Raw genomic sequence first — 25,258 nt, 5'->3', positions numbered from 1 at the left:
TTTATCCAAACTTTTATAAAAAAGCATCTTTTAATTAAGATGCTTTTTTTGTACTATTGTGTAAAATTAAATAACGATGTGGTTTGTCATTTTAAGCGTAATTTGTAGTGTAACTGTTGGGATATTTCTAAAAGTAGCCAAACGATTTCAATTGAATATTTTTCAAATCATTACGTTTAATTATTTTTCGGCTTTACTCCTCACCTTTTTAACTTTCCAACCCGAATTAACTTTCAAAGAAAAAACGATTCCTTATACGCTTTTCTTAGGATTAGCTATTTTATTACCAATTGTATTTTTAATTCAAGCCAAATCTATTAAAGAAGTCGGAATCGTAAAAACCGATATTGCCCAAAGATTATCGTTATTTATTCCGTTAACCGCTTCTTACTTTTTATTTAATGAAACGTTTAGTCAACTGAAAATTTTTGGTTTCATCATTGGATTTTCTGCTATATTCTTCACCTTGAATAAAAAATCAGAAAGTAAATCGGATAATTGGGTTTATCCTTTATTGGTTTTACTGGGATTTGGAATCATTGACATTTTGTTTAAGAAAGTTGCCGTTTTTAAAGATTTTAGTTTTACAACTTCCTTATTCATAATTTTTTGTGGTGCTTTTTTAATTTCGTTTTTATTTCTAATTGGAAAAATTCTGGTTCAAAAAGAAAAATTAGAATCAAAAAACATACTTTGGGGATTGGCTTTAGGAATTTTAAATTTTGGAAACATTTTATTCTATTTAAAAGCGCACAAAGCTTTATCCGAAAATCCTTCAACAGTATTTGCAGGGATGAATATGGGCGTAATTATTTTAGGAAGTTTCGCTGGAATCTTAATATTCAAAGAAAAAATGACCAAATGGAACTATTTTGGTATCCTATTAGCAATCATTTCTATAATTTTCATTACGCTTTCTCAATTAATGTAAAATTAGTAGGCAAGCATAGTATTTTATTTTTGTTAAAATTCTAATTACAAGATTATCAATAATTTAAAAAATTGTATAATTAATTTTATTTTTATAATTTGCATAAAATAATAATTGCGAATTATGAACAATATTACACGCTTATTTGACTTTCCTTATCATCAATTAGAAAAGTATAATTTAAAGGATGCTTTAGTTACAAAATATGACGGTCAGTGGATTAAAACATCTACTCAAGAATATTTAGACAAAGCCAACGCTATTTCAAGAGGTTTACTTCGTTTAGGCGTAAATAAAAATGATAAAATTGCTATCATTTCGTCTAACAACAGAACAGAATGGCATATCACAGATATTGGTGTATTACAAACAGGAGCGCAAACTGTTCCAATGTATCCTACAATTTCAGCTGAAGATTATGAATATATCTTAAATCACTCCGAATCGCAGTATGTATTTGTTTCCGATGATGAAGTATATGAAAAGTTACAAAGTATTAAAGCCAATGTTCCTTCATTAAAAGAAGTGTATTCTTATAATGATATTACAGGATGCAAAAATTGGAAAGAAATCTTAGAATTAGGTACTGATGATTCTAATCAAGATGTAGTTGAAGACCGTAAAAATAATGTTGCTACAACTGATTTGGCAACAATTATTTATACTTCAGGAACAACAGGAAGACCAAAAGGTGTAATGTTATCACACCAAAATATCGTTTCAGATGTGTTAATGAGTGCGCCTAGAGTTCCATTAAGAGCTGGTGACACAAGAGCTTTAAGCTTCTTACCTATTTGTCACATCTTCGAAAGAATGTTGACCTATTTATACCAATATTATGGTATTTCTATTTACTTCGCTGAAAGTATTGAGAAAATTTCAGATAATTTAAAAGAAGTAAAACCACATGTAATGTCGGTTGTACCTCGTTTATTAGAAAAAGTTTATGACAAAATTTATGCTAAAGGAGCCGATTTAACAGGAATTAAAAAAGCACTTTTCTTTTGGGCATTAAATTTAGGTATGGAATACAAACCATATAAACAAAATGGAGCTTTCTACGAATTCAAATTGAAAATAGCTCGCAAATTAATCTTCTCTAAATGGCAAGAAGGTTTAGGTGGCGAATTAGAATTACTAGTTTCGGGAAGTGCTGCGTTACAATCTCGTTTAACAAAAGTTTTCTGTGCGGCTAATATTCCAGTTATGGAAGGTTATGGTTTAACTGAGACTTCTCCTGTAATTTCTGTAAACGACATGAGAAATGGAGGTTTTAGAGTAGGAACCGTTGGAAAAGTATTAGACGGAGTTGAAGTTAAAATTGCAGAAGACGGCGAAATCTTATGCAAAGGTCCTAATGTTATGATTGGGTATTACAAAGACGAAACACAAACATCTGAAGTATTAAAAGATGGTTATTTCCACACTGGAGATATTGGTGAAATTGATTCAGATGGCTTCCTAAAAATTACTGATCGTAAAAAAGAAATGTTCAAAACGTCAGGTGGAAAATATGTTGCACCTCAAATTTTAGAGAATACTTTCAAACAATCTAGATTTATTGAGCAGATTATGGTTATTGGTGATGGCGAAAAAATGCCAGCAGCTTTCATTCAACCAAATTTTGAATTCGTTAGAGAATGGGCAACAAGACATAATCTTAATTTCAATACCAATGAAGAATTATGTGCTAATAAAATGGTTATCGACAGAATTCAAGAAGAAATTGACCATTGTAATGAAAAATTTGGAAATTGGGAAAAAGTAAAACGTTTCGAACTTACACCAGAGGTTTGGTCAATCGATGCAGGTCACTTGACACCAACCATGAAATTAAGACGCAAAATTATCAAAGAAAGATATTCCGACTTATATCAGAAAATTTACGGATAAAAACGGTAAAGCCCACGTTAAGTGGGTTTTACTTTTTTAAAATGTTAAATTTTGCAAAAAATGTTAAAAATACTATGCATGCATAGTATTTTTTTTTATATTTGAAAAAGTTTAGATAGTAATTCATTCTATGAAAGATAAAACAATAGACTATATACTCAGAGCAACTTGGCAAGCAGTTGCCAGAATGTACAACGAAGAAGCTGCTAAATATAATGCTACAATGGCAACAGGTTTTGCACTTTTAAGTATTGATAGAGAAAATGGTTCACCATCTACAACTTTAGGACCAAAAATGGGAATGGAAGCTACAAGCTTAACTAGAACACTAAAATCAATGGAAGAAAGAGGATTAATTGCACGAAAAAAAAATCCAACTGATGGAAGAGGTGTTATTATCCATTTAACCAAAGATGGGAAAGAAAAAAGAGAACTTTCTAAAGAAACCGTACTTCGTTTTAATGAAACGGTAAAGCAACATATAAGTGAAGAAAAACTACAACACTTTATGGAAGTTGCCGAAATCATAAACGAATTGATTGCAGACAAAAAAATCTATAACGACAAATAAAACAACAAACCTATAAACATGAAACGTAATATTAAAAAAGTTGCTGTTATTGGTTCCGGAATTATGGGAAGTGGTATCGCTTGCCATTTTGCTAATATTGGTGTCGAAGTCTTATTATTAGACATCGCGCCAAACGAACTAACCGAAGCCGAACAGAAAAAAGGACTAACTCTTGAAAGCAAAGCCGTTAGAAACCGATTAGTGAATGATCATTTAGCTAACGCTTTAAAATCGAAGCCCTCTCCTATTTATCATCCAAGTTTTGCTTCAAGAATTACTACAGGTAATACTACAGATGATATGTCGAAAATTACAACTGCAGATTGGATTATCGAAGTAGTTGTAGAACGTTTAGACATCAAGAAAATTGTTTTTGAACAAGTTGATAAATATAGAAAACCAGGAACTTTAGTAACTTCAAATACTTCTGGTATTCCAATTCAATTTATGAGCGAAGGAAGAAGCGAAGATTTCCAACAGCATTTCTGTGGAACACACTTCTTTAACCCTGCGCGTTACTTAAAATTATTTGAAATTATTCCAGGTCCAAAAACATCGCAAGAAGTATTAGATTTCTTGAATGGTTATGGTGAAAAATTCTTAGGAAAAACTTCTGTTGTTGCTAAAGATACTCCAGCTTTTATTGGAAATAGAATTGGAATCTTCGGAATTCAAAGTTTATTCCACCAAGTAAAAGAAATGGGATTAACCGTTGAAGAAGTAGATAAATTAACGGGACCAGTTATTGGTCGTCCAAAATCAGCTACTTTTAGAACGGTTGATGTTGTGGGATTAGATACTTTGGTTCATGTGGCTAACGGAATTTATGAAAATTGTCCAAACGACGAAGCGCATGAATTATTCAAACTTCCAGAATTTGTTAACAAAATGATGGAAAACAAATGGTTAGGAAGTAAAACCGGACAAGGTTTCTACAAAAAAGAAGGAAAAGACATTCTAACTTTAGATTTAGATACTTTAACTTACAGACCAAATAAAAAAGCATCTTTCGCAACTTTAGAATTAACCAAAACGATTGAAAAACCAATCGATAGATTCAAAGTTTTAGTTACTGGAAAAGACAAAGCTGGAGAATTTTACAGAAAAAACTTCGCTTCAATGTTCCAATATTGTTCAAACAGAATTCCTGAAATCACTGACGCTTTTTACAAAATTGACGATGCTATGAAAGCAGGATTCGGTTGGGAAAATGGTCCATTCGAAATTTGGGATGCTATCGGTGTTGAAAAAGGTATCGAATTAATGAAAGCGGAAGGTTACCAACCTGCTTCTTGGGTAACGGATATGGTGGCTTCAGGAACTACTTCTTTCTATTCTGTTAAAGACGGAGCAACACACTTCTACTCTATCACGAATAAAAAAGTAGAGAAAATTCCTGGTCAGGATGCCTTCATTATCTTAAATAACATTCGCGAAAGCAAAAAAATATGGAACAACAGCGATGCTATCATTACCGATTTAGGTGATGGCATCATCAATTTAGAATTTACTTCAAAAATGAATTCTATCGGAGCTGGTGTTTTACAAGGAATCAACAAAGCCATTGACATTGCTGAAAAAGATTACAACGGTTTAGTAATTGGAAATCAAGGTGCTAATTTCTCTGTTGGAGCTAATTTAGGAATGATTTTCATGATGGCAGTCGAACAAGAATATGACGAATTAAACATGGCTATCAAAATGTTCCAAGATACGATGATGCGTTGTCGTTATTCTGCAATTCCTGTTATCGCTGCTCCTCACGGAATGACATTAGGTGGTGGTTGCGAATTAACAATGCACGCTGATAGAGCGGTTGCTGCTGCAGAAACCTACATCGGATTAGTAGAATTTGGTGTTGGAGTAATTCCAGGTGGTGGTGGTTCTAAAGAAATGGCTTTGAGAGCATCTGATTTATTCCGTAAAAATGACGTAGAATTAAACGTTCTTCAAGAATATTTCTTAACAGTAGGTATGGCAAAAGTAGCTACTTCTGCTTACGAAGCTTTTGATACTGGAGTTTTACAAAAAGGTAGAGATATTGTTGTAGTAAACAAAGACCGCCAAATAGCAACTGCTAAACAAGTGGCACTACAAATGGCAGAACAAGGTTATACACAACCTGTAAGAAGAAAAGACATCAAAGTTTTAGGTAAACAAGCTTTAGGTATGTTCTTAGTAGGAACTGACCAAATGGAAGCTGGTAAATACATTTCTGAACACGATAAGAAAATTGCAAACAAACTAGCTTATGTAATGGCTGGTGGCGATTTATCAGAAGCAACTTTAGTTTCTGAACAATATTTATTGGATTTAGAAAGAGAAGCATTTTTATCATTAACTGGAGAAAGAAAATCTTTAGAGAGAATTCAGTACATGTTAACCAAAGGGAAACCATTAAGAAACTAAGTAATGAGAACAGCATATATAGTAAAAGGATATAGAACAGCAGTTGGAAAAGCTCCAAAAGGCTTATTCCGATTCAAAAGACCTGACGAATTAGCAGCAGAAACCATCGAACACATGATGAAAGAATTGCCTGATTTCGACAAAACACGTATTGATGACGTGATGGTAGGAAACGCCATGCCAGAGGCAGAACAAGGTTTGAACGTTGGGCGTTTAATTTCATTAATGGGATTAAAAATCACCGATGTTCCTGGAGTTACAGTAAACAGATATTGTGCTTCTGGAGTTGAAACTATCGCAATGGCAACGGCTAAAATTCAATCAGGAATGGCAGATTGTATCATTGCTGGTGGTGCAGAAAGTATGAGTTACATTCCAATGGGAGGTTATAAACCAACACCAGATTACAAAGTGGCTGCAGCTGGACACGAAGATTACTACTGGGGAATGGGATTAACGGCTGAAGCAGTTGCAAAACAATTCAACGTTTCGCGTGAAGATCAAGATGAGTTTGCTTACCATTCACATATGAAAGCGTTAAAAGCGCAAGCAGAAGGGAAATTCGATAAACAAATTGCTCCTATTACAGTAGAACAAACGTTTATCAATGAAAACGGTAAGAAAGAAACAAAATCTTATGTAGTGAATAAAGACGAAGGTCCAAGAGCTGGAACTTCTGTTGAAGCTTTAGCGGGATTACGACCAGTATTCGCTGCTGATGGTTCGGTTACTGCTGGTAACTCTTCTCAAATGAGTGATGGTGCAGCTTTCGTTTTAATCATGAGCGAAGAAATGGTAAAAGAATTGAACTTAGAACCAATTGCAAGAATGGTAAGCTACGCTGCTTCAGGTGTAGAACCAAGAATCATGGGAATTGGTCCAGTTACCGCTATTCCAAAAGCATTAAAACAAGCAGGATTAAAACAAGACCAAATCGATTTAATTGAACTTAACGAAGCTTTTGCAGCGCAATCATTAGCAGTTGTGAGAGAATTAGGTTTAAATCCTGAAATCGTAAACGTAAATGGTGGGGCTATCGCTTTAGGTCACCCACTAGGTTGTACTGGAGCTAAACTATCAGTTCAATTGTTTGACGAAATGCGCTTGAGAAACAGCAAATACGGAATCGTTTCCATGTGTGTTGGAACTGGTCAAGGAGCAGCTGGAATTTTTGAATTTTTGAAGTAAAGCCCCCTAACCCCCAAGGGGGGAATATGGATTGTGGTTATACATTATACTGAAATACTAAAAAAAAATTATATTGTAAAATTTAAACCCTATTGACCCCTAATAGGTTCCCCCTTTGGGGGATAGGGGGCTAATTATGTCAGATATCATCAGAGGAGGACAATTCCTTGTAAAAGAAACAAAATGCGAAGACATCTTCACACCAGAAGACTTCAATGAAGAACAAATTATGATGCGTGATTCGGTAATCGAATTCGTAGACAAAGAATTATGGCCAAACAAAGAACGTTTCGAAAAGAAAGATTACGCCCTTACCGAAGAAGTAATGCGTAAAGCGGGTGAACTTGGTTATTTAAGCGTTGCCGTTCCTGCAGCTTACGGTGGTATGGAAATGGGATTTGTAAACACAGTTTTAGTTTGCGATTATATTTCGGGAGCAACTGGTTCATTTTCAACTGCTTTTGGAGCGCACACTGGAATTGGAACTATGCCAATTACGTTATACGGAACGGAAGAACAAAAACAAAAATATGTACCAAAATTAGCTTCAGGAGAATGGTTCGGTGCTTACTGTTTAACAGAGCCAGGAGCAGGTTCTGATGCCAATTCAGGAAAAACAAAAGCCGTTCTTTCAGAAGATGGAACACATTATAAAATTACAGGTGGAAAAATGTGGATTTCTAATGCTGGATTCTGTAATGTATTCATCGTTTTTGCTCGAATTGAAGATGATAAAAACATCACAGGTTTCATCGTTGAAAATGATCCATCAAACGGAATTTCTTTAGGAGATGAAGAACACAAATTAGGTATTCGCTCTTCTTCTACTCGTCAAGTTTTCTTTAATGAAACGAAAGTACCAGTAGAGAATATGTTAGCGGGTCGTGGTGAAGGTTTCAAAATTGCAATGAATGCTTTGAATGTTGGACGTATTAAATTAGCTGCTGCTTGTTTAGAAGCACAAAGAAGAACAATTACTGGAGCAGTAAACTATGCTAATGAAAGAGTTCAATTTAAAACGCCAATTTCAAGTTTTGGAGCAATTCAAGCTAAAATTGCTGAAATGGCAACAAATGCTTATGCAGGTGAAAGTGCTACGTATAGAGCTGCTGCAGATATTGAAAACAGAATCAACATTAGAGTTAGTGAAGGAAATTCGCACCAAGAAGCTGAATTAAAAGGTGTTGAAGAATTCGCAATCGAATGTTCTATCTTAAAAGTAGCCGTTTCTGAAGATGTTCAAGCATGTACAGATGAAGGAATTCAAATTTTTGGTGGAATGGGATTCTCAGAAGACGCTCCAATGGAAAGTGCTTGGAGAGATGCTCGTATCGCAAGAATTTACGAAGGAACTAACGAAATCAACAGAATGTTATCCGTTGGTATGTTAGTGAAAAAAGCAATGAAAGGTCATGTTGATTTATTAGGACCAGCAATGGCTGTGGCAGAAGAGTTAATGGGAATTCCATCATTCGATGTTCCAGATTATTCAGAATTATTTGCTGAAGAAAAAGAAATGATTGCCAAATTGAAAAAAGTATTCTTAATGGTTGCGGGTGCTGCGGTTCAAAAATACGGACCAGAGTTAGAATCACACCAACAATTATTAATGGCTGCTTCTGATATCCTAATCGAAATTTACATGGCTGAAAGTACAATTCTTAGAACTGAAAAATTAGCTAAAAAAGTTGGTGAAGATAAAGCGCAAGAGCAAATTGCTATGGCAAAATTATACTTATATCATGCAGTAGATATCGTAAACCAAAAAGGAAAAGAAGGAATCGTTTCTTTTGCAGAAGGCGACGAACAACGCATGATGTTAATGGGATTAAAACGTTTTACAAAATATACGAACATGCCAAATGTAATTGGTCTTCGTGAAAAAATTGCTGCAAAAATTATTAGCGAAAATAAATACGCTTTCTAATACAGCAATTAATTGGTTTAGTTTGTTTAAAAAAACCATTCGCCTTGGCGAATGGTTTTTTATTATTTTAAAATCTGAGCAGCGTGTGCTTTTGTTTTTACATCCGAAATTACTTCTTCAATAATTCCGTTTTCATCAATTACGAAAGTAGTTCTATGAATACCATTGTATTCTTTTCCCATGAATTTCTTTGGTCCCCAAACACCAAATGCCTGAATTACTGATTTGTCTTCATCCGCTAATAAAGGAAATGGTAACTCATATTTTTCAATAAATTTTGATTGTGCTTTCGCACTATCCGCACTTACACCTAACAAAGCATAATTATTCGCTTGAAAACGAGCAAAATTATCTCTTAAATCGCAAGCTTCTGCTGTACAACCAGGTGTACTTGCTTTTGGATAAAAGAAGACTACTAGTTTTTTTCCTTTGTAATCGGCTAATTTATGTGAAGTTCCATTTTGGTCTAAACCTGAAAAATTAGGAGCTTTATCTCCTGCTTTTAATGTTGTCATTTGTTTTGGTTTAAAAGGTTAAAAACTCATCTTTAAAAATGAATTTTGATATTGCGCTATTACTTTATAACTTTACGAATCAAATTTAGTTAAAAATGACCAAAAGCGAGAAGGTAACATTTGTTATAAATACGTTAAATGAATTATATCCCGAAATTCCTATTCCGTTAGACCATAAAGATCCTTATACTTTACTAATTGCCGTGTTACTTTCTGCACAATGTACAGATGTTCGCGTGAATCAAATTACGCCAATTTTGTTTGCTAAGGCCGATAATCCGTATGATATGGTAAAAATGACTGTGGAAGAAATTAAAGAAATCATTCGCCCGTGTGGATTATCGCCTATGAAATCTAAAGGAATTCACGGATTATCAGAAATTTTAATTGAGAAACACAATGGTGAAGTACCGCAAAGTTTTGAAGCTTTAGAAGCGTTACCAGCTGTGGGACACAAAACGGCGAGTGTTGTGATGAGTCAGGCTTTTGGAGTTCCGGCTTTTCCCGTTGATACGCATATTCATCGATTGATGTATCGTTGGGGATTAACCAATGGTAAAAACGTACAACAAACCGAGAAAGATGCCAAACGTATTTTCCCAGAGGAATGTTGGAACGATTTACACTTGCAAATTATTTGGTACGGAAGAGAATATTCTCCTGCACGAGGCTGGGATTTAGAGAAAGATATTATTACGAGAACGATTGGTAGAAAGAGTGTAATTAATGAAATTAAAAAATAAATGGCATCAAGAAGTATAAATCATATGATCTTTGCTGGTGTTTACCCACACTACATAAACAAAGCAGAGAAAAAAAATCGTACTAAAGCGGAAGTTGATGAAATTATTTGTTGGTTGACTGGTTACACACTTGAAAGCCTTCAAAACCAAATTGATACAAAAGTAGATTTCGAAACTTTTTTTGAGCAAGCACCTCAATTAAACGAAAACGTTTCTAAAATTACGGGTGTAATTTGCGGTTATCGCATCGAAGAAATTGAAGACCCGTTGATGAAAAAAGTACGCTATTTAGATAAGTTGATAGACGAATTAGCGAAAGGTAAAACAATGGAGAAAATCTTGAGAAAATAACTATCACGAAATGGATTCATCAAAAAAACACTTTCATACATTAGATGCTTTACGCTTTTTCTCATTTCTAATTGTTTTTTTTCATCATATACCTGTTCCAGAAAATTCTTGGTTTTCAGTATTTTCAAAAAGCGGTGATGTTGGGGTTTCCTTCTTTTTTGTTTTGAGTGGTTTTCTCATTTCGTACATTTTAATTTTTGAGAAAAAAGCAAATAAAACCATCAATCTAAAAAATTTTCTCGCCAAAAGAGTTTTAAAAATTTGGCCTTTGTTTTACGCGATGTTACTTTTTGCGTTTTTAACTCCTTTTATCTTAAAACTATTTCATCTATCATTTTCAAATGAAGGTTACGAACCAAATTGGTTACTATCGGTACTTTTCTTAGAAAATTACAACATGATGTTGACCAACAATTTTCCCAATGTTTCTCCATTACGAGTTATGTGGTCGTTATGTATTGAGGAACACTTTTACATTATTTGGGGATTTTTATTTAGCATCATTCCGTTAAATAAAATTAAGTATTTAATTATCATTTCGATACTTCTAGCAAGTGTTTGCAGACTTTTCTATTCTTATTTTAATTTACCTTTTTTGGACGTATTTACCAATATTGATTATTTTGCATTTGGCGCAATTCCAGCTTATATCTTAAGCTTCAGAAAGGAACAATTAATCACAATTGAAAAGCTATCTTATTCGTTTAAAATAATAATATGTTTACTCACAATTATAGCAATTTTTGGATTTTCCAATTTGAATTTTGAATGGTTAAAATTTGTAAAACCAATTATGTATGGAATTTTGTTTGCTACAATATTGTCATTTGTAATTACAGAAAAAAATTCTCTAAAAATAAAAGATACATTATGGATTAGTAAAATAGGAATTTATACGTACGGACTTTATTTGTATCATACCATACTTATAAATTTATTTATTAAACTAAATGAAACATTAGAACTCAACTGGGTTTTAATTTCAATCTTAAGTTTTATTTCAACCGTATTAGTGAGTTTTTTGTCTTATCACTTATTTGAAAAACAATTTTTAAAACTTAAAATTTATTTTAGCTAATAATAAAAATACAAAAAAAATGCCTCAAATCTCTTTGAGGCATTTTCCTTAATTAGCGATAATTTCAAAACTTGAAGTTCCCACTTTATGAATACTCAATGCTTTAGAATAATTGAGTAAAAACGAAATCGTTTCTTTTTTAGGTTTCATTTTTTGAGTCGCTAATTTTTTCTTAGAGTAAAGTTTTGCCATTTATTATGATTTGGTTTATATCTCAATAACGACAAAATTTTACTTTTAGTATTAGTTGGTCAAAATAATTTGATTTTTTTCAATAATTTTTCTCAAATTCAGTAAAGCGTAACGCATTCTCCCTAAAGCCGTATTGATACTAACACCTGTTAAATCGGCTATTTCTTTAAAACTTAGATCTTGATACATACGCATTACCAAAACTTCTTTTTGATCTGCTGGAAGTTCATCTAACAATTTAGCCAAATCGGATTCCACTTGTTCAGATATAATTTGTCCTTCAATATTCAAACTATTGTCTGTCATGTAATTAAAAATCGAATATTCTTCAGTCTCACGTTGGTAAGGCATTTTCTTTGCTTTTCTAAAATGGTCTACTACCAAATTATGAGCAATGCGCATTACCCAAGGCAAAAATTTTCCTTCTTCGTTATACGATTGTGATTTTAAGGTTTTGATTACCTTAATAAAGGTATCTTGAAAAATATCATCTGATAAATCTCTGTCGTTTATTTTGGAATAAATAAATCCGTAGATTTTTGATTGATGTCTTTCAATCAATGAAGCTAAAGCAGACTCATCTCCGCTTATATAATTCTTCACCAAAACTGCATCAGGAAGTACAAGATTAGCCATAACAATACCTTTAAGTTAATTTAAGTCTCTGATTCTAAAAAGTAATTTTTGTAATAGGCAATTCTGTTTTAAAGATTAATTAGCCAAATTTAACATAAAATTTATTTAATATCCAAATAATTATTCAAAAAAAGTAATCTTTTATTGAAAATAAAGCTAAACTTGGAATCAATTGATTACAAAATCGCAAGTATCTTCAACTAATGTTAAACTATTCTAATCTTAATTCAATGTTTTCATTATTAAAGATTAACTAATACTATTAAATAAATTTACAATTATTATCTTTGCAAATCTTTGTAAAAACAACCATGACACAACCTGATTTTTCTACCTTAGAACCTAAAAAAAACATCTTAATCAAAGGCGCTCAATTGCACAACCTTAAAAATTTAGATGTAGCTATTCCTAGAAATAAATTAGTCGTTATTACAGGGCTTTCTGGTTCTGGAAAATCGAGTTTGGCATTTGATACACTTTATGCAGAAGGTCAACGCCGATATGTAGAAAGTTTATCATCTTATGCACGTCAGTTTTTAGGAAGATTAGACAAACCAAAAGTAGAATATATCAAAGGAATTGCTCCTGCGATTGCTATCGAACAAAAAGTAAATACCAGCAATGCGCGTTCTACCGTAGGAACTTCTACTGAAATCTATGATTATCTAAAACTTTTATTTGCAAGAATTGGAAAAACCTACTCTCCTATTTCTGGAAAAGAAGTAAAAAAAGATACGGTTTCTGATGTGATTAATGAAGTAAAAGACTTAGCATTGGAAAGTCGTTGGTTGTTGCTCGCTCCTATTCATTTAGAAGAAGGAAGAGCTTTAGAAGATAAGCTAAAAGTTCTATTACAACAAGGTTTCGCTCGTATTTTAGTTGATAACGAAATGGTACGTTTGGATACGATCGACCAACACCAATTAGACAACAAAGACATTCTTCTTATCGTTGACCGTATAGTTGTAAAAGACGAAGAAGAATTCTACAATCGTTTAGCAGATGCAGTTCAAACTGCTTTTTATGAAGGAAAAGGAATTTGTTATTTACAAGAAGTAGATTCGCAAAAACGTTTAGAGTTCAGTTCTAATTTTGAATTGGATGGCATTACTTTTTTAGAACCAAATATTCACTTGTTCAGTTTTAATAATCCTTACGGAGCTTGTCCAACCTGCGAAGGCTACGGAAGTGTTATCGGCATTGACGAAGATTTAGTGATTCCCAATACCGCTTTATCGGTTTACGAAAATGCTGTTTTCCCTTGGCGTGGCGAAAGTATGGGTTGGTATCGCGACCAATTGGTAAACAACGCTTATAAATTCGATTTCCCTATTCACAAACCGTTTTTTGAACTTTCAGATGAACAAAAACAACTGATTTGGGATGGAAATTCGTATTTCACTGGTTTACATGATTTCTTTGCCGAATTAGAAGAGAAAAACTATAAAATTCAGAACCGCGTTTTACTTTCTAGATATCGCGGAAAAACAAAATGTACCACTTGTAAAGGCAAACGTTTGCGCTACGAGGCAAACTTCATCAAAGTTGGCGGAAAAACAATTTCTGACTTAGTCGATTTACCAATTGTAAACTTAATCGAATTCTTCAAAAAATTAGAATTAAACGAATACGATGCTAAAGTTGCCAAACGTTTATTAATCGAAATCAACAATCGTTTGGACTTTTTATTCAACGTTGGATTAAGTTATTTGACGTTAAATCGTAACTCCAATTCGCTTTCTGGAGGTGAATCGCAACGTATTAACTTGGCAACTTCGTTAGGAAGTAGTTTAGTAGGTTCAATGTACATTTTAGATGAACCAAGTATCGGATTACATCCAAAAGATACCGAAAGATTAATCGAAGTATTAAAAGATTTACGCGATTTAGGCAATACCGTAATCGTTGTAGAACACGACGAAGACATCATGAAAGCTGCCGATATGATTATCGATATTGGTCCAGAAGCCGGTACACATGGTGGTGAATTAGTAGCTCAAGGAACTTATGATGAAATTTTGAAAGCGGATTCATTAACAGCTAAATATCTGAACGGAAAAGAAGAAATTTCGGTTCCAAAAACCAGAAGAAAATTCAAAAATCATATTGAAGTTATTGGCGCTAGAGAAAACAACTTAAAGAATGAAAACTTCACATTTCCTTTGGAATGTTTAACAGTAATTACAGGTGTTTCGGGAAGTGGAAAAAGTACCTTGGTGAAGAAAATTTTGTTTCCAGCCATTCAAAAAAAATTAGAAGGTGTTGGAGAAAAAGCAGGACAATTTACTGAATTAGCTGGAAGTTTCTCTCACATCAAACATATCGAATACGTAGATCAAAATCCGATTGGAAGAAGTTCGCGTTCGAATCCAGTTACTTATATTAAAGCTTACGATGACATTCGTGAACTATTTGCAAAACAGAATGTTTCAAAATTAAGAAACTATCAAGCCAAACATTTCTCTTTCAACGTAGATGGCGGAAGATGTGAAGTATGTAAAGGCGATGGGGAAGTAACCATCGAAATGCAATTTATGGCGGATGTTCATTTGGAATGTGAAGCTTGTAACGGAAAACGTTTCAAAAAAGAAGTCTTAGAAGTTACTTTCGAAAACAAAAACATCGATGACATTTTAAAAATGACCATTGATGAAGCTTTGTTATTCTTTACTGAACATAAACAGACCAAAATCACGCAAAAATTACAACCTTTACAAGACGTTGGTTTGGGTTATGTACAATTAGGACAATCCTCTTCTACCCTTTCTGGTGGCGAGGCGCAACGTATTAAATTGGCATCTTTTTTAGTAAAAGGAACGATTAAAGACAAAGCCATATTTGTTTTTGACGAACCTACAACGGGTTTACATTTTCACGATATTAAAAAATTATTAGCTTCGTTTGATGCTTTATTGGAAAAAGGACATTCGATAATCGTGATTGAGCACAATTTAGATTTAATCAAATGTGCCGATTATATTTTAGATATTGGTCCAGAAGGTGGTGAAAATGGTGGAAAATTAGTAGCTTTTGGAACACCAGAAGAAGTAGCTAAAAATAAAAATTCTGTTACAGGAAAATACTTAAACGAGAAATTGTAAACATGATAAACCCATCTGCAAACGGTTGGATTGACAAGTTTTTTGCTGAAAACAATGACAATTTCATTGATTTTCAAGGCAATATTTTGTCTTTTTATGAAGATTGTAGAGCAACCGGTTTTATTTATGGTTATGTCGTACGCTTTCAACTTCAAAATCAAATCAACACCAAAAAATGGTCATATGATGAAGTTACGAAAGTTGGTTTTTTAAACACCCTTTTTTCTTTATATCGTATTGAAAAATCAAACGGAACAAAGGAAGATTTTATTAATTCGGTTTACCAATTTTACAAGATAATTCAGCCTGAAAACCTGAATTTCATCAAAAAATTACTTCCTGAAGGTTCCTATAGTTCACGTTTAGAAAAAGTTATTGATGATCGAATTCAAACGAACAACAATACCATTAGCAAGAATTTCTCGCACATCATTACCAATGCACTTTTGTTTATTGATGTTTTGGCATTCGAACATTATTTGAAAAATGAAACTTTACCATCAGATTACTTAAAAAATGTAGAATCGGATTGTATTAAAATTGTTTCGTTAGCTTTAAAAATTAAAGAACGAAAATCAAAATACGATGAATTATTGGTGAAATTGTTTGAAAATTCAATTCGTTATACCAAATTCAATACTATTGAAAATATCGAATTATCGGAAATCAAATTGATGCGTCATACTTCTTTATTGGAAAAGTTGTATTTGTTGGATATTGCCCAAATGGCGCTTTGGAGCGATGAAAAATTGGAACCGAATGAAGAGAACTTTTTAAAGCAATTGAGTCAAGATTTAGAATTAGATCCATCATTACTTGAAAAAAGTAAAAAAGAAATAAATGATTTTATCGAAAAATACAAATCAGAAATTCCTTTTTTTAATTATTCGAATCCAATAAAACATTTTTATGATCAAGCCAATAAAAATGTAACCAAACTTATCATTCGCAACAAAGACCGATTAACCAAAGAAATCAAAGAAAGTGGCGAATTGATGCAACTTTTAGCCAAATCAACCCGAAAAGATTTGAGCAAAGAGGAAAAAAAGAAAGTAAAAAAACAGTTGCTTGATATCTGTAAAACAGTGCCATCGTTAACTATATTTTTACTTCCTGGTGGTGGCTTGTTATTGCCTATTTTGATAAAATTTATTCCTCAATTATTGCCTTCGGCTTTTAATGAGAATTTGGATGATTAAAACTTCAAGTACAAGGACAATATCAAGTTCAAAATTCAATTTTTGAACAGTTATTTAAAAATTTAAAAATTAACCGAATTTAAAAAACTAAGCTCTTTTCTTTGTGATTAAGTTAAAACTTCAACTGGTACACATCATCTAAATCCTTATCACAACTGAAGTTTACATCTAAATCGGTTACGTAACCATCGTTTAGTCCGTAAACCCAACCATGTAAGGATAATTCTTGTCCGTTTTTCCAAGCGTTTTGAACAATTGATGTTTTGGCTAAATTCATAACTTGCTCTTTAACATTGATTTCTATGAATTTATTGAAACGTTCTTTTTCATTTTCAATGGCATCTAATTCTTGTTGATGAAAACGATACACATCTTTAATATGACGAATCCAATTGTCGATAATTCCGATAGAACTATTTCCCATTGCTGCTTTAACACCGCCACAACCATAATGTCCGCAAACGATAACATGTTTCACTTTTAAAGCATTCACGGCATAATCAAGTACACTTAACATGTTCATATCAGAATGTACCACTATATTGGCAATGTTACGATGCACAAAAACCTCCCCTGGTTCAGCTCCTATGATTTCATTTGCTGGAACACGACTATCGGAACAACCAATCCATAAAAGTGGTGGATTTTGACCTTCAGCTAAATTTTTGAAATAATTAGGGCTAATAGCTAATTTATTTTCTACCCATTGCTTGTTATTATCTAATATCTTTTTATAAAAATCACTCATTATCATTGTATAAGGGTATCAAATATAAAATAAAAAAGCTATCAATTCAGTATTAAAATTTAGAGAGATGATAGCTTTTTTAAAATTATGATTAAAATTATTTTTAATGTCTTATTGTTGCAACAGTAAAATCAGGATTCAATTCATCCTTAATATAGATTACATCATCATAGAAAGTTACTTTACCTGATTCAATATCATGCATTGCGCCAACGATACCTATTTGTCCTTGATCTAACATTTGTTCTAAAACAAAACTTCTCTCAATGATGTTTCTTACACTTCGTTTTACATTGATTTCTGCTACATTCTCAACAAACTCACTATTCTTTGAACTTCTTTCAGAAGTAGTTACTTTTTCCTCGTAAACTGCTGGTTGAATTTTAGATAATAACTCTGTTAGATTCCCCATTTCTACATGATCACAAGCTCCTTTTACGGCACCGCATTTAGAATGTCCTAACACTACAATTAATTTTGAGCCTGCCACTTTACAAGCAAATTCCATACTTCCCAAAATATCGGTATTAACGATGTTTCCAGCAATTCTTACCGAAAAAACATCTCCTAACCCTTGGTCAAAAATTAATTCCGCTGAAGTTCTACTGTCAATACAACTTAAAATGGTTGCAAATGGCCATTGCCCGTCACGTGTTTCGTTTACTTGCTCTAATAAATTGCGATTTGCTTTTAAATTATTGATGAAACGATCATTACCTTCTTGTAAAAATTGTAACGCTTTACGAGGAGTCATTTGCGCTTGTGTTTCTTTATTATGTGCTTTCATATTCTTTTTTATTATTTAGTGTCTTCTTTCGAATCTTTGATTTTTACGTGTTTAAACTCTGTATTTTCTAAGTTATATTGTTCTTTAAAACCTTTCAAAGTTAAATCGATTTCTTTATCATCTGCCTTAACATTTCTAAAATCTTTTATTAATTCTACTACATCAAAATCAATGTATTTTGTATTGGAAGCATCGATAATTAACTTTGAACCTCTTGGAATACTCGATAAGGTATTTTTAATAGCCGCTTTATTCAAAAAGGAAACTTCTTGAGCAAGTTTAATTGTAATAATATCTCCATCTTTAAATGATTCTTTCTTGAATGAATAAGCAATTTTTAAATTTTGGTATAAAATAAAAATAATACTTACAGCTAAACCAATTCCAACACCTTTTAATAAGTCAATTCTAACTACAGCTATTACCGTAATAACAAATGGAATGAACTGTGAATACCCATTATTCCATAAATGTACAAAAACGCTTGGTTTTGCTAATTTATACCCAACCATTAATAAAACAGCAGCCAATGCCGCTAAAGGAATCTTATTTAAAATAAATGGAATTGAAAGTGCAAAAGTAAATAATAACACCCCATGAAAAATAGTAGATAATTTAGTTCTTCCTCCAGAATTTATATTGGCAGACGAACGCACCACAACGGATGTCATAGGTAATCCTCCTAATAAACCACTTATCAAATTTCCAATACCTTGTGCTTTCAATTCACGATTGGTGTCTGTAAATCGTTTGTAGGGATCTAATTTATCTGTTGCCTCAATACACAATAACGTTTCAATTGAAGCAACAACTGCTATGGTTATGGCTACTATCCAAACTTTTTCATTGGCTAATTCGGCGAAATTTGGTACAGCAAAACCATCTCTAATTTCAGTAAACGAAGGTAAACTTACTAAATGATTTTGGGTAACAATAGCCAAACTAGAACCCGTTTGAATAAAAAATTCATTCAACAAGATACTCACTACCACAACCACTAAAGCACCTGGAATGACTTTAATATTTCGTAAAGCAGGTACTTTTTCCCAAATTATTAAAACAGCTAAAGACAATAAAGCAATTATAAGTGCTCCTGTATGAATGTAATTTATAGATTCAATCAAAGTATCAAAAGTAGTGTTACCTGATTTTTCAATATAGAAAAAGTCACCTTCATTATCTACATCATGTCCAAAAGCATGCGGAATTTGCTTCAAAATAATAATTATTCCGATTGCCGCTAACATTCCTTCGATAACGCTTGTGGGAAAATAATTTGAAAAACTACCTGCTTTTAAAAAACCTAAAGTAATTTGAATTAAACCTGCTAAAATTACGGCTACTAAAAAAACATCAAAACCGCCTAAATCAGTAATTGCAGACAATACAATTGCTGTTAAACCTGCTGCTGGTCCAGTAACACTTAAAGCAGAATTACTCAAAAATCCAACAACAATTCCTCCAATAACCCCAGAAACAATTCCTGAAAACAAAGGAGCACCAGAAGCCAAAGCAATACCTAAACACAAGGGTAAAGCAACTAAAAAAACAACAAGACCAGATGCAAGATCACCTCTTACATTTGAAAAAATAGAATGGTTATTCATGAAAAACTTATAAATACATTAGTAGTACACTCAAACATCAATAAGAGTGCTGAAAAGAAAACGTATTATAAGTTATTGGGAGGTGGTGAAAAAATTTGATGTGCTAAATTGGCAAAACTCAAATTAAGCTCAATAAGAACATTAAGAGTTTTCAAATTATCCAATGAGAAATTGAAAAAAGAAAAATTAACAATTGGTAAAGTTTTAATTTCATTAAAAGACGCATGATTTTCTTCTTCCTCACACATGGTGTAAAAATAAGAAGTATCAGCTTCATTATCTACTATTCCAACAAGTGTTGGTGTAGACAAAAAAGTAATGAAAATGAATAAAAAGATATTTACCAATAGTTTCATGATGCGAATATACTATTTCAAACTGAAACAAATCTTAATTTTTTTATAAAAAAAACCATGAAAAAAAGGCTGAATAAATTAGTGATTTTTTATTTCATAACTTAATCTTATAGTTTTTATATTTGTATCAAATTTATCAATAATGACAATTACACAACTATATTACGTTTTGGCGGTAGCCGAATACAAAAACTTTACATTAGCAGCAGAAAAATGCTTTGTAACACAACCTACTTTGAGTATGCAAATTCAAAAGTTAGAAGATGAATTGGATATTCTTATTTTTGACAGAAGCAAAAAACCTATTCTACTAACAGAAGTTGGAGAGAAAATCGTAAACCAAGCCAAAAATATCGTAAACGAAGCGGGAAGAATTAAAGATATTGTAGACCAACAAAAAGGATACATTGGCGGTGAATTTAAGGTGGGAATTATCCCAACAATTATGCCAACTCTACTTCCTATGTTCTTAAATAATTTTATTAAAAAATATCCAAAAGTCAATTTGATTATTGAAGAACAAACAACTGAGGAAATCATAAAAAAATTAAAGAACGGTCATTTAGATTGCGCTATAGCAGCTACTCCTTTGGAAGAAGAAAATCTAAAAGAGATTGTTTTATACTACGAACCATTTGTAGCATACGTTCCTTCAAATCATCCTTCGATGGATAAAAAAGAAATTGAAATATCTGATTTAGATTTGGATAAAATTTTACTTTTACAGGACGGACATTGTTTCAGAAATGGAATTCTAAATTTATGTAAAAACAATAAATTTATAACAGATAGTCATTTTCAATTAGAAAGCGGAAGTTTTGAAACGCTTATCAAATTAGCAGATGAAGGTTTAGGAACTACTTTACTTCCTTATTTACACACTCTAGATTTGAATGAAAAGAACAAAGAAAAACTGAAACCATTTAAAGATCCAAAACCTGCTCGAGAAGTAAGTTTAATATATCCGAAAAATGAATTAAAAATTCATATTATCAACGCCCTGCGAGATACTATATCTGGCGTTGTTAGAGGAGCTATAGCATTTAGTGATATTGAAATTATAAGTCCAAAAACAAAATAAATTTCAATTTATACCATAAAAAAAGTCTCGATAATCTCGGGACTTTATATTTTTAGTTGATATAAATTAAACATTGTCTTAATTCTGGCTTTTCTTCGGTAAACTGTAAAAGCCACTCTCTCAATTGATCTATTTCGTAAGGAAGCAATATTCTTACTGCTTTCTCTAATTCTTTACAAAATAGTTTCGCATCAAAACTCACTCTTTCCAAAATTGACTTGGTGTAAGAAAACATCGGTCTGGGCATACTTTTTCTAGATAAAAGGTTAGACTAGGGGTAAGAACTTTTTGTAAAGATAAATAAAAAAACGTTTCGAAAACGATTTAGTTGACAAATAAAATGCTAAATTTTTATTAAATTCTTACTTTAAACTAAAAATCAACTATTTTTTGTAGCTCGTAACATTTCACGTTTTCCTGGAGCTCCAGGTAGTTTTTCAATTGAAAATCCGACACTTAACATTGCATTCTTAATCGATGAACGACAAGCATAGGTAACCAATGTTCCTTTTGGTAAAAGTGCGTCATACATCTTTTTAAAAATAGCCTCACTCCACAATTCAGGTTGTAATGGAAATCCGAAAGCGTCAAAGTAAATTAAATCATATTGCTCTTTATCTTCAATATCTTGAAAAAATTGTTTTCGCTTGGTAAGAATAAAATTTTCAGTGATGTTTTGATGGCTTTCCCAATCACAAGCATGCATCTTATCAAAAACGACTTGATATTGAGCAGCTTGTAATTCGGAAACATAATTCATTTGAGCAATTTCTTCACTAGAAATTGGGTACGCTTCTACTCCAACATAATTGACTTTCTCTTTATTTAAAGTTTCGAGAAAAGTAATAAATGCATTTAAACCCGTTCCAAAACCAATTTCTAAAATCGAAATCGAATCTTGTTTTTGAAATAAATCCAATCCGTTTTTAATGAAAACGTGTTTCGCTTCCTGAATAGCGCCATGAGTAGAATGATAGTTCTCATCCCATTCTGGAATTCGAATAGTGGTCGAACCGTCATCAGTGATAATTATTTCTCTTTTCATAGTAAATTCAAAAAAGAAAAGGTTTAAGAATTCGTAATCTAGTTCTTAAACCTTTTTTATTTTATGAGCAATTACTCAATATACAATTTCTTAATTTTCGGAATCGGTCCACCGCATTTTACTTCGTGACATTGAATGCAAGCATCAATTCCGTTATTAAAGTGCTCTTTAGCATTCTTCGGATCTTCGTAAATCAACTCCTGAGCTTTGATAAATTTAGCCGCTTGCTCTTCAAAAAAAGCATCTTTATCGGTTTCATCTGTCATCACCGCTTTGTGAATTTTTATAAAGTGTTGCGGAAATTTACCAATCGTATCGCCTTTCATAATGCGTTCTTTTAATCGCTCGTTGTCCACATACATTTGCTCCATCAAAGCCGCCATTTCTGACATTTCGTACATTTCAAAACCGTCTTTATTTACTTTTGAATCGGTTTCACAAGCTTCTTCTTTAGTGGCTTTTTCATCCGCTTTCTTATCACACGAGAAAGACAAAAGAGCAAAAGAGCAAAGTAGAATTAACTTTTTCATTATTTCGCAATTAAAACACCATCAGCCATAAAAGAATACGTCACTTTTGGCTCTACAATACTATCAATTGCTGCTTGTGATTTTCCTGCATCTTTAGCATAATGTTTTAAAACATCAACACTTTCAATACTAACAAAAGCTTTGCCGTTAACAATCACATCTTTGTCTTGTGCGTTTTTTGGAACAAAGAAACCATAGTCTTTAAATTTTACAAAAGCTTCCTTATCATCCGCCAAATCTAAAGTCATCCAACAGCCTTTCTTTTGACAAACTTCGTTGATATCCGATTTGAATTTTACTTCTAAAGTATCTCCTTCTTTTAAAGTTTTGAATTTTTCCATCATTTCGGCACTAGTTAATGCACCATCCGATGAAATGGAGTCACCAAAAACAGCATAATCTACTTTTGCTTCCTCTGGCTTTGCTTCTTGTTTTTGTTCACAACTAACAAATGCGATTGTTAAAAGTGAAAGAGTTAGTATTTTTTTCATTTTAAATGTGAATATTTTCAACAAAAATAACGATATTTTTTTATATTTTCGGCGCATCAAAAAAAGTTTCATTTTATTTAAATTGAAGTTTTTATCAAGAATTTAAAACCTTTGTTGTTGATAATTATTTTTCAAGAAGTAAAAATAAAACTTCTTTTTTTTAGTAAATTTGCAACCAATATGTAAAAATCGACTATTTTTTTGTTGATTATACAAAACTAATTTTATAACAGTTTGACCCTAATGGAATTAAAAACTTTAAACGAAATTGAAATTATTTCGGCTCCTCATTCTAAAATCAACGAAGTAGATTTTGAAAACTTAACCTTTGGTAATGTATTTACAGACCATATGTTAGTGTGCGATTATGTAGATGGAGCATGGCAAAAACCTGTTATAGAGCCTTATGCACCTTTCATGATTGATCCTTCTGCAAAAGTGTTCCACTACGGACAAGCCATTTTTGAAGGAATGAAAGCTTACAAAGACCAACAAGATGATGTTTGGTTATTTAGACCTGATGAAAACTTTCACCGTTTTAATAAAAGTGCAACCCGAATGGCTATGCCAGAAGTTCCAGAAGATATTTTCTTAGGAGGTTTACACCGTTTATTAGAAATTGAAAAAGAATGGGTTAAAAAAGGAAAAGGAAATACATTATATATCCGTCCGTTTATGATTGCAACCGGACATGGTGTAATTGCAGCGCCTTCTCAAGAATATCGTTTCATGATTATTTTATCTCCAGCTCGTGCTTATTATTCAGGAGAAGTTAAAGTACTTATTGCGGAACATTTCAGTAGAGCGGCTAACGGAGGAATTGGTGCGGCTAAAGCGGCAGGAAATTACTCAGCACAGTTTTACCCAACAAAATTAGCTAACGAACAAGGTTTCCAACAAATCATTTGGACAGACGATGCTACGCATACTAAGTTAGAAGAAGCTGGAACCATGAATGTTTTCTTTAGAATTAATGATACAATTTACACAGCACCAACAAGCGAAAGAATCTTAGATGGAGTAACGCGTAAAAGTGTTATCGAATTAGCAAAAAGAGAAAATATCAACATTGAAGTTCGTCCTGTTTTAGTGGAAGAAATTGTTGAAGCTGCTAAAAACGGTAGTTTAAAAGAAATTTTTGGAGCTGGAACGGCTGCTGTGATTAATCCAATTGTTGGATTTTCATTCCAAGACCATTATTATGAATTGCCTAAATTAGAAAATTCAATGGCACTTGAAATCAAAGAAAAATTAACGAACATTCAATATAAATTAGCTGAAGACACTTTCGGGTGGACTGTTAAAATATAGTATTCAGTCGCAGTCGCAGTTATCAGTAAAACCATACACTGATAACTGTGACTGGAAACTGTGACTATTTTAATATCTCCTCAAAATTAGGTTTGAAGTAATTTGGCCCTTTCATCACTTTTCCATCTTCACGGTAAATTGGTTTTCCGTCTTCACCTAATTTACTCATATTGGAACGTTGGATTTCATCAAACACTTCTTCTATTTTATGTTGTAATCCGTGTTCTAAAATCGTACCACATAAAATATATAGCATATCGCCCAAAGCATCAGCTATTTCAACAATGTCATTGTTTTGAACGGCTTCTAAATATTCTTCATTTTCCTCTTTCATTAAATTGTAACGAAGTTCGTTTTTTAAAGTACCTAAATCGGCTTTCATTTCTTCACTTACTCCTAAACCATAGGTTTCATGAAATAACTTTACTGCTTTTCACTACTATCCGAAAGTTTTTCAAAAATAGAAAAAAAACTTCTGTATCCCTTTGTTTATATGCTTAATTTTGTTTGATTGATAAAATTATCTGTTGAAAAAATGTTTTTTTCTGGTGGTTTTTCAGCTTTTTTT

General features: G+C 32.4%; 25 protein-coding genes. 13 read left to right on the top strand and 12 right to left on the bottom strand.

The genetic code is table 11. The features are described 5' to 3' along the window. The first annotated feature begins 76 nt into the window (after positions 1-76). The 6 genes from ACE3PD_RS06585 to ACE3PD_RS06560 all read left to right on the top strand — a co-directional run bounded on the left by ACE3PD_RS06585 (position 77) and on the right by ACE3PD_RS06560 (position 8,919). Positions 77-931, top strand: coding sequence for an EamA family transporter (locus ACE3PD_RS06585; RefSeq protein WP_374400757.1), 855 nt, complete (start codon positions 77-79; stop codon positions 929-931). 123 nt (positions 932-1,054) lie between these two features. Further along, complete coding sequence (locus tag ACE3PD_RS06580) at positions 1,055-2,824, top strand: long-chain fatty acid--CoA ligase (RefSeq protein WP_374400755.1); 1,770 nt, start codon at positions 1,055-1,057, stop codon at positions 2,822-2,824. Between the two features lie 130 nt (positions 2,825-2,954). Then, a complete protein-coding gene (locus ACE3PD_RS06575; protein WP_374400753.1) occupies positions 2,955-3,395 on the top strand; it encodes a MarR family winged helix-turn-helix transcriptional regulator in 441 nt (146 codons plus the stop codon). An 18-nt stretch (positions 3,396-3,413) separates the two neighbouring features. Next, positions 3,414-5,804: a 3-hydroxyacyl-CoA dehydrogenase NAD-binding domain-containing protein gene (locus ACE3PD_RS06570; RefSeq protein ID WP_374400751.1), complete on the top strand. Its 2,391-nt coding sequence runs from the start codon at positions 3,414-3,416 to the stop codon at positions 5,802-5,804. Positions 5,805-5,807: 3 nt separating this feature from the next. After that, positions 5,808-6,992 (top strand): acetyl-CoA C-acyltransferase, encoded by a 1,185-nt coding sequence (locus tag ACE3PD_RS06565; RefSeq protein WP_374400749.1) that lies wholly within the window; start codon positions 5,808-5,810, stop codon positions 6,990-6,992. 136 nt (positions 6,993-7,128) lie between these two features. Beyond that, positions 7,129-8,919 carry an acyl-CoA dehydrogenase family protein gene (locus ACE3PD_RS06560; protein WP_374400747.1) on the top strand — a complete coding sequence of 597 codons (1,791 nt, stop codon included), beginning with the start codon at positions 7,129-7,131 and terminating at the stop codon, positions 8,917-8,919. Positions 8,920-8,981: 62 nt separating this feature from the next. On the opposite strand, the gene bcp is transcribed toward ACE3PD_RS06560, so the two are convergent. After that, a complete protein-coding gene (gene bcp / locus ACE3PD_RS06555) occupies positions 8,982-9,434 on the bottom strand; it encodes a thioredoxin-dependent thiol peroxidase (RefSeq protein WP_374400745.1) in 453 nt (150 codons plus the stop codon). Positions 9,435-9,529: 95 nt separating this feature from the next. Here bcp and nth point away from each other — a divergent pair, with 95 nt between their 5' ends. From nth to ACE3PD_RS06540, 3 genes are read left to right on the top strand one after another with little or no spacing between them, the layout of a single operon-like run. Next, the gene (nth, locus tag ACE3PD_RS06550) at positions 9,530-10,177 is read left to right on the top strand and encodes an endonuclease III (RefSeq protein ID WP_374400743.1); all 648 of its coding nucleotides are present in this window, start codon (positions 9,530-9,532) and stop codon (positions 10,175-10,177) included. Beyond that, positions 10,178-10,528, top strand: coding sequence for a DUF2200 domain-containing protein (locus ACE3PD_RS06545; RefSeq protein WP_374400741.1), 351 nt, complete (start codon positions 10,178-10,180; stop codon positions 10,526-10,528). It begins immediately after the preceding gene. Positions 10,529-10,538: 10 nt separating this feature from the next. Continuing rightward, positions 10,539-11,606 carry an acyltransferase family protein gene (locus ACE3PD_RS06540; RefSeq protein ID WP_374400739.1) on the top strand — a complete coding sequence of 356 codons (1,068 nt, stop codon included), beginning with the start codon at positions 10,539-10,541 and terminating at the stop codon, positions 11,604-11,606. Between the two features lie 48 nt (positions 11,607-11,654). On the opposite strand, the gene ACE3PD_RS06535 is transcribed toward ACE3PD_RS06540, so the two are convergent. Beyond that, positions 11,655-11,798 carry a hypothetical protein gene (locus ACE3PD_RS06535; RefSeq protein WP_374400737.1) on the bottom strand — a complete coding sequence of 48 codons (144 nt, stop codon included), beginning with the start codon at positions 11,796-11,798 and terminating at the stop codon, positions 11,655-11,657. A gap of 51 nt (positions 11,799-11,849) precedes the next feature. Further along, complete coding sequence (locus ACE3PD_RS06530) at positions 11,850-12,434, bottom strand: RNA polymerase sigma factor (protein ID WP_374400735.1); 585 nt, start codon at positions 12,432-12,434, stop codon at positions 11,850-11,852. A 311-nt stretch (positions 12,435-12,745) separates the two neighbouring features. Here ACE3PD_RS06530 and uvrA point away from each other — a divergent pair, with 311 nt between their 5' ends. After that, the gene (uvrA, locus tag ACE3PD_RS06525) at positions 12,746-15,535 is read left to right on the top strand and encodes an excinuclease ABC subunit UvrA (protein ID WP_374400733.1); all 2,790 of its coding nucleotides are present in this window, start codon (positions 12,746-12,748) and stop codon (positions 15,533-15,535) included. A 2-nt stretch (positions 15,536-15,537) separates the two neighbouring features. Continuing rightward, the gene (locus ACE3PD_RS06520; RefSeq protein WP_374400731.1) at positions 15,538-16,734 is read left to right on the top strand and encodes an LETM1-related biofilm-associated protein; all 1,197 of its coding nucleotides are present in this window, start codon (positions 15,538-15,540) and stop codon (positions 16,732-16,734) included. A gap of 112 nt (positions 16,735-16,846) precedes the next feature. Here the strand turns inward: ACE3PD_RS06520 and can are convergent, their stop codons facing one another. From can to ACE3PD_RS06500, 4 genes are all read right to left on the bottom strand, one after another. After that, positions 16,847-17,482, bottom strand: a complete 636-nt coding sequence (can, locus tag ACE3PD_RS06515) for a carbonate dehydratase (protein WP_374400729.1) — start codon at positions 17,480-17,482, stop codon at positions 16,847-16,849. A gap of 103 nt (positions 17,483-17,585) precedes the next feature. Next, positions 17,586-18,269 carry a carbonic anhydrase family protein gene (locus tag ACE3PD_RS06510; protein ID WP_374400727.1) on the bottom strand — a complete coding sequence of 228 codons (684 nt, stop codon included), beginning with the start codon at positions 18,267-18,269 and terminating at the stop codon, positions 17,586-17,588. Between the two features lie 11 nt (positions 18,270-18,280). Continuing rightward, positions 18,281-19,876 (bottom strand): SulP family inorganic anion transporter, encoded by a 1,596-nt coding sequence (locus tag ACE3PD_RS06505; RefSeq protein ID WP_374400725.1) that lies wholly within the window; start codon positions 19,874-19,876, stop codon positions 18,281-18,283. Between the two features lie 65 nt (positions 19,877-19,941). Continuing rightward, entirely contained in the window at positions 19,942-20,232 is a 291-nt protein-coding gene (locus tag ACE3PD_RS06500; RefSeq protein ID WP_374400723.1) for a hypothetical protein, read from the bottom strand. 142 nt (positions 20,233-20,374) lie between these two features. Between ACE3PD_RS06500 and ACE3PD_RS06495 the strand changes: the two genes are divergently transcribed. After that, positions 20,375-21,313 carry a LysR substrate-binding domain-containing protein gene (locus tag ACE3PD_RS06495; RefSeq protein ID WP_374400721.1) on the top strand — a complete coding sequence of 313 codons (939 nt, stop codon included), beginning with the start codon at positions 20,375-20,377 and terminating at the stop codon, positions 21,311-21,313. Between the two features lie 52 nt (positions 21,314-21,365). Here the strand turns inward: ACE3PD_RS06495 and ACE3PD_RS06490 are convergent, their stop codons facing one another. The 4 genes from ACE3PD_RS06490 to ACE3PD_RS06475 form a co-directional block, all read right to left on the bottom strand. Next, positions 21,366-21,560: a hypothetical protein gene (locus ACE3PD_RS06490; RefSeq protein WP_111565666.1), complete on the bottom strand. Its 195-nt coding sequence runs from the start codon at positions 21,558-21,560 to the stop codon at positions 21,366-21,368. Between the two features lie 132 nt (positions 21,561-21,692). Beyond that, positions 21,693-22,358, bottom strand: a complete 666-nt coding sequence (gene mnmD, locus ACE3PD_RS06485) for a tRNA (5-methylaminomethyl-2-thiouridine)(34)-methyltransferase MnmD (RefSeq protein WP_374400719.1) — start codon at positions 22,356-22,358, stop codon at positions 21,693-21,695. A 71-nt stretch (positions 22,359-22,429) separates the two neighbouring features. Beyond that, on the bottom strand, positions 22,430-22,888 hold the full coding sequence (locus ACE3PD_RS06480; protein WP_374400717.1) for a hypothetical protein: 459 nt from the start codon (positions 22,886-22,888) through the stop codon (positions 22,430-22,432). Then, a complete protein-coding gene (locus ACE3PD_RS06475; RefSeq protein WP_374400715.1) occupies positions 22,888-23,379 on the bottom strand; it encodes a DUF4920 domain-containing protein in 492 nt (163 codons plus the stop codon). The genes ACE3PD_RS06480 and ACE3PD_RS06475 overlap by 1 nt, the downstream gene beginning before the upstream one ends. Before the next feature lie 243 nt (positions 23,380-23,622). On the opposite strand from ACE3PD_RS06475, the gene ACE3PD_RS06470 reads away from it, so the two are divergent. Next, complete coding sequence (locus ACE3PD_RS06470; RefSeq protein WP_374400713.1) at positions 23,623-24,690, top strand: branched-chain amino acid aminotransferase; 1,068 nt, start codon at positions 23,623-23,625, stop codon at positions 24,688-24,690. Between the two features lie 64 nt (positions 24,691-24,754). Here the strand turns inward: ACE3PD_RS06470 and ACE3PD_RS06465 are convergent, their stop codons facing one another. After that, positions 24,755-25,072, bottom strand: coding sequence for a hypothetical protein (locus ACE3PD_RS06465; protein WP_374400711.1), 318 nt, complete (start codon positions 25,070-25,072; stop codon positions 24,755-24,757). Positions 25,073-25,258: the final 186 nt, after the last annotated feature.

Origin of the sequence: Flavobacterium sp. (assembly GCF_041911335.1) — a bacterium.
In the GTDB taxonomy this organism is placed as follows: domain Bacteria; phylum Bacteroidota; class Bacteroidia; order Flavobacteriales; family Flavobacteriaceae; genus Flavobacterium.
The sequence above is the reverse complement of the archived record's forward strand: the minus strand, read 5'-3'. Positions and strand labels throughout refer to the sequence as shown.

Excerpts from the sequence above, each read along its gene's own strand:
- ACE3PD_RS06585 (WP_374400757.1), top strand. The coding sequence starts at position 77 with ATGTGGTTTGTCATTTTAAGCGTAATTTGTAGTGTAACTGTTGGGATA.
- ACE3PD_RS06580 (WP_374400755.1), top strand. The coding sequence starts at position 1,055 with ATGAACAATATTACACGCTTATTTGACTTTCCTTATCATCAATTAGAA.
- ACE3PD_RS06575 (WP_374400753.1), top strand. The coding sequence starts at position 2,955 with ATGAAAGATAAAACAATAGACTATATACTCAGAGCAACTTGGCAAGCA.
- ACE3PD_RS06570 (WP_374400751.1), top strand. The coding sequence starts at position 3,414 with ATGAAACGTAATATTAAAAAAGTTGCTGTTATTGGTTCCGGAATTATG.
- ACE3PD_RS06565 (WP_374400749.1), top strand. The coding sequence starts at position 5,808 with ATGAGAACAGCATATATAGTAAAAGGATATAGAACAGCAGTTGGAAAA.
- ACE3PD_RS06560 (WP_374400747.1), top strand. The coding sequence starts at position 7,129 with ATGTCAGATATCATCAGAGGAGGACAATTCCTTGTAAAAGAAACAAAA.
- bcp (WP_374400745.1), bottom strand. The coding sequence starts at position 9,434 with ATGACAACATTAAAAGCAGGAGATAAAGCTCCTAATTTTTCAGGTTTA.
- nth (WP_374400743.1), top strand. The coding sequence starts at position 9,530 with ATGACCAAAAGCGAGAAGGTAACATTTGTTATAAATACGTTAAATGAA.
- ACE3PD_RS06545 (WP_374400741.1), top strand. The coding sequence starts at position 10,178 with ATGGCATCAAGAAGTATAAATCATATGATCTTTGCTGGTGTTTACCCA.
- ACE3PD_RS06540 (WP_374400739.1), top strand. The coding sequence starts at position 10,539 with ATGGATTCATCAAAAAAACACTTTCATACATTAGATGCTTTACGCTTT.
- ACE3PD_RS06535 (WP_374400737.1), bottom strand. The coding sequence starts at position 11,798 with ATGGCAAAACTTTACTCTAAGAAAAAATTAGCGACTCAAAAAATGAAA.
- ACE3PD_RS06530 (WP_374400735.1), bottom strand. The coding sequence starts at position 12,434 with ATGGCTAATCTTGTACTTCCTGATGCAGTTTTGGTGAAGAATTATATA.
- uvrA (WP_374400733.1), top strand. The coding sequence starts at position 12,746 with ATGACACAACCTGATTTTTCTACCTTAGAACCTAAAAAAAACATCTTA.
- ACE3PD_RS06520 (WP_374400731.1), top strand. The coding sequence starts at position 15,538 with ATGATAAACCCATCTGCAAACGGTTGGATTGACAAGTTTTTTGCTGAA.
- can (WP_374400729.1), bottom strand. The coding sequence starts at position 17,482 with ATGAGTGATTTTTATAAAAAGATATTAGATAATAACAAGCAATGGGTA.
- ACE3PD_RS06510 (WP_374400727.1), bottom strand. The coding sequence starts at position 18,269 with ATGAAAGCACATAATAAAGAAACACAAGCGCAAATGACTCCTCGTAAA.
- ACE3PD_RS06505 (WP_374400725.1), bottom strand. The coding sequence starts at position 19,876 with ATGAATAACCATTCTATTTTTTCAAATGTAAGAGGTGATCTTGCATCT.
- ACE3PD_RS06500 (WP_374400723.1), bottom strand. The coding sequence starts at position 20,232 with ATGAAACTATTGGTAAATATCTTTTTATTCATTTTCATTACTTTTTTG.
- ACE3PD_RS06495 (WP_374400721.1), top strand. The coding sequence starts at position 20,375 with ATGACAATTACACAACTATATTACGTTTTGGCGGTAGCCGAATACAAA.
- ACE3PD_RS06490 (WP_111565666.1), bottom strand. The coding sequence starts at position 21,560 with ATGCCCAGACCGATGTTTTCTTACACCAAGTCAATTTTGGAAAGAGTG.
- mnmD (WP_374400719.1), bottom strand. The coding sequence starts at position 22,358 with ATGAAAAGAGAAATAATTATCACTGATGACGGTTCGACCACTATTCGA.
- ACE3PD_RS06480 (WP_374400717.1), bottom strand. The coding sequence starts at position 22,888 with ATGAAAAAGTTAATTCTACTTTGCTCTTTTGCTCTTTTGTCTTTCTCG.
- ACE3PD_RS06475 (WP_374400715.1), bottom strand. The coding sequence starts at position 23,379 with ATGAAAAAAATACTAACTCTTTCACTTTTAACAATCGCATTTGTTAGT.
- ACE3PD_RS06470 (WP_374400713.1), top strand. The coding sequence starts at position 23,623 with ATGGAATTAAAAACTTTAAACGAAATTGAAATTATTTCGGCTCCTCAT.
- ACE3PD_RS06465 (WP_374400711.1), bottom strand. The coding sequence starts at position 25,072 with ATGAAAGCCGATTTAGGTACTTTAAAAAACGAACTTCGTTACAATTTA.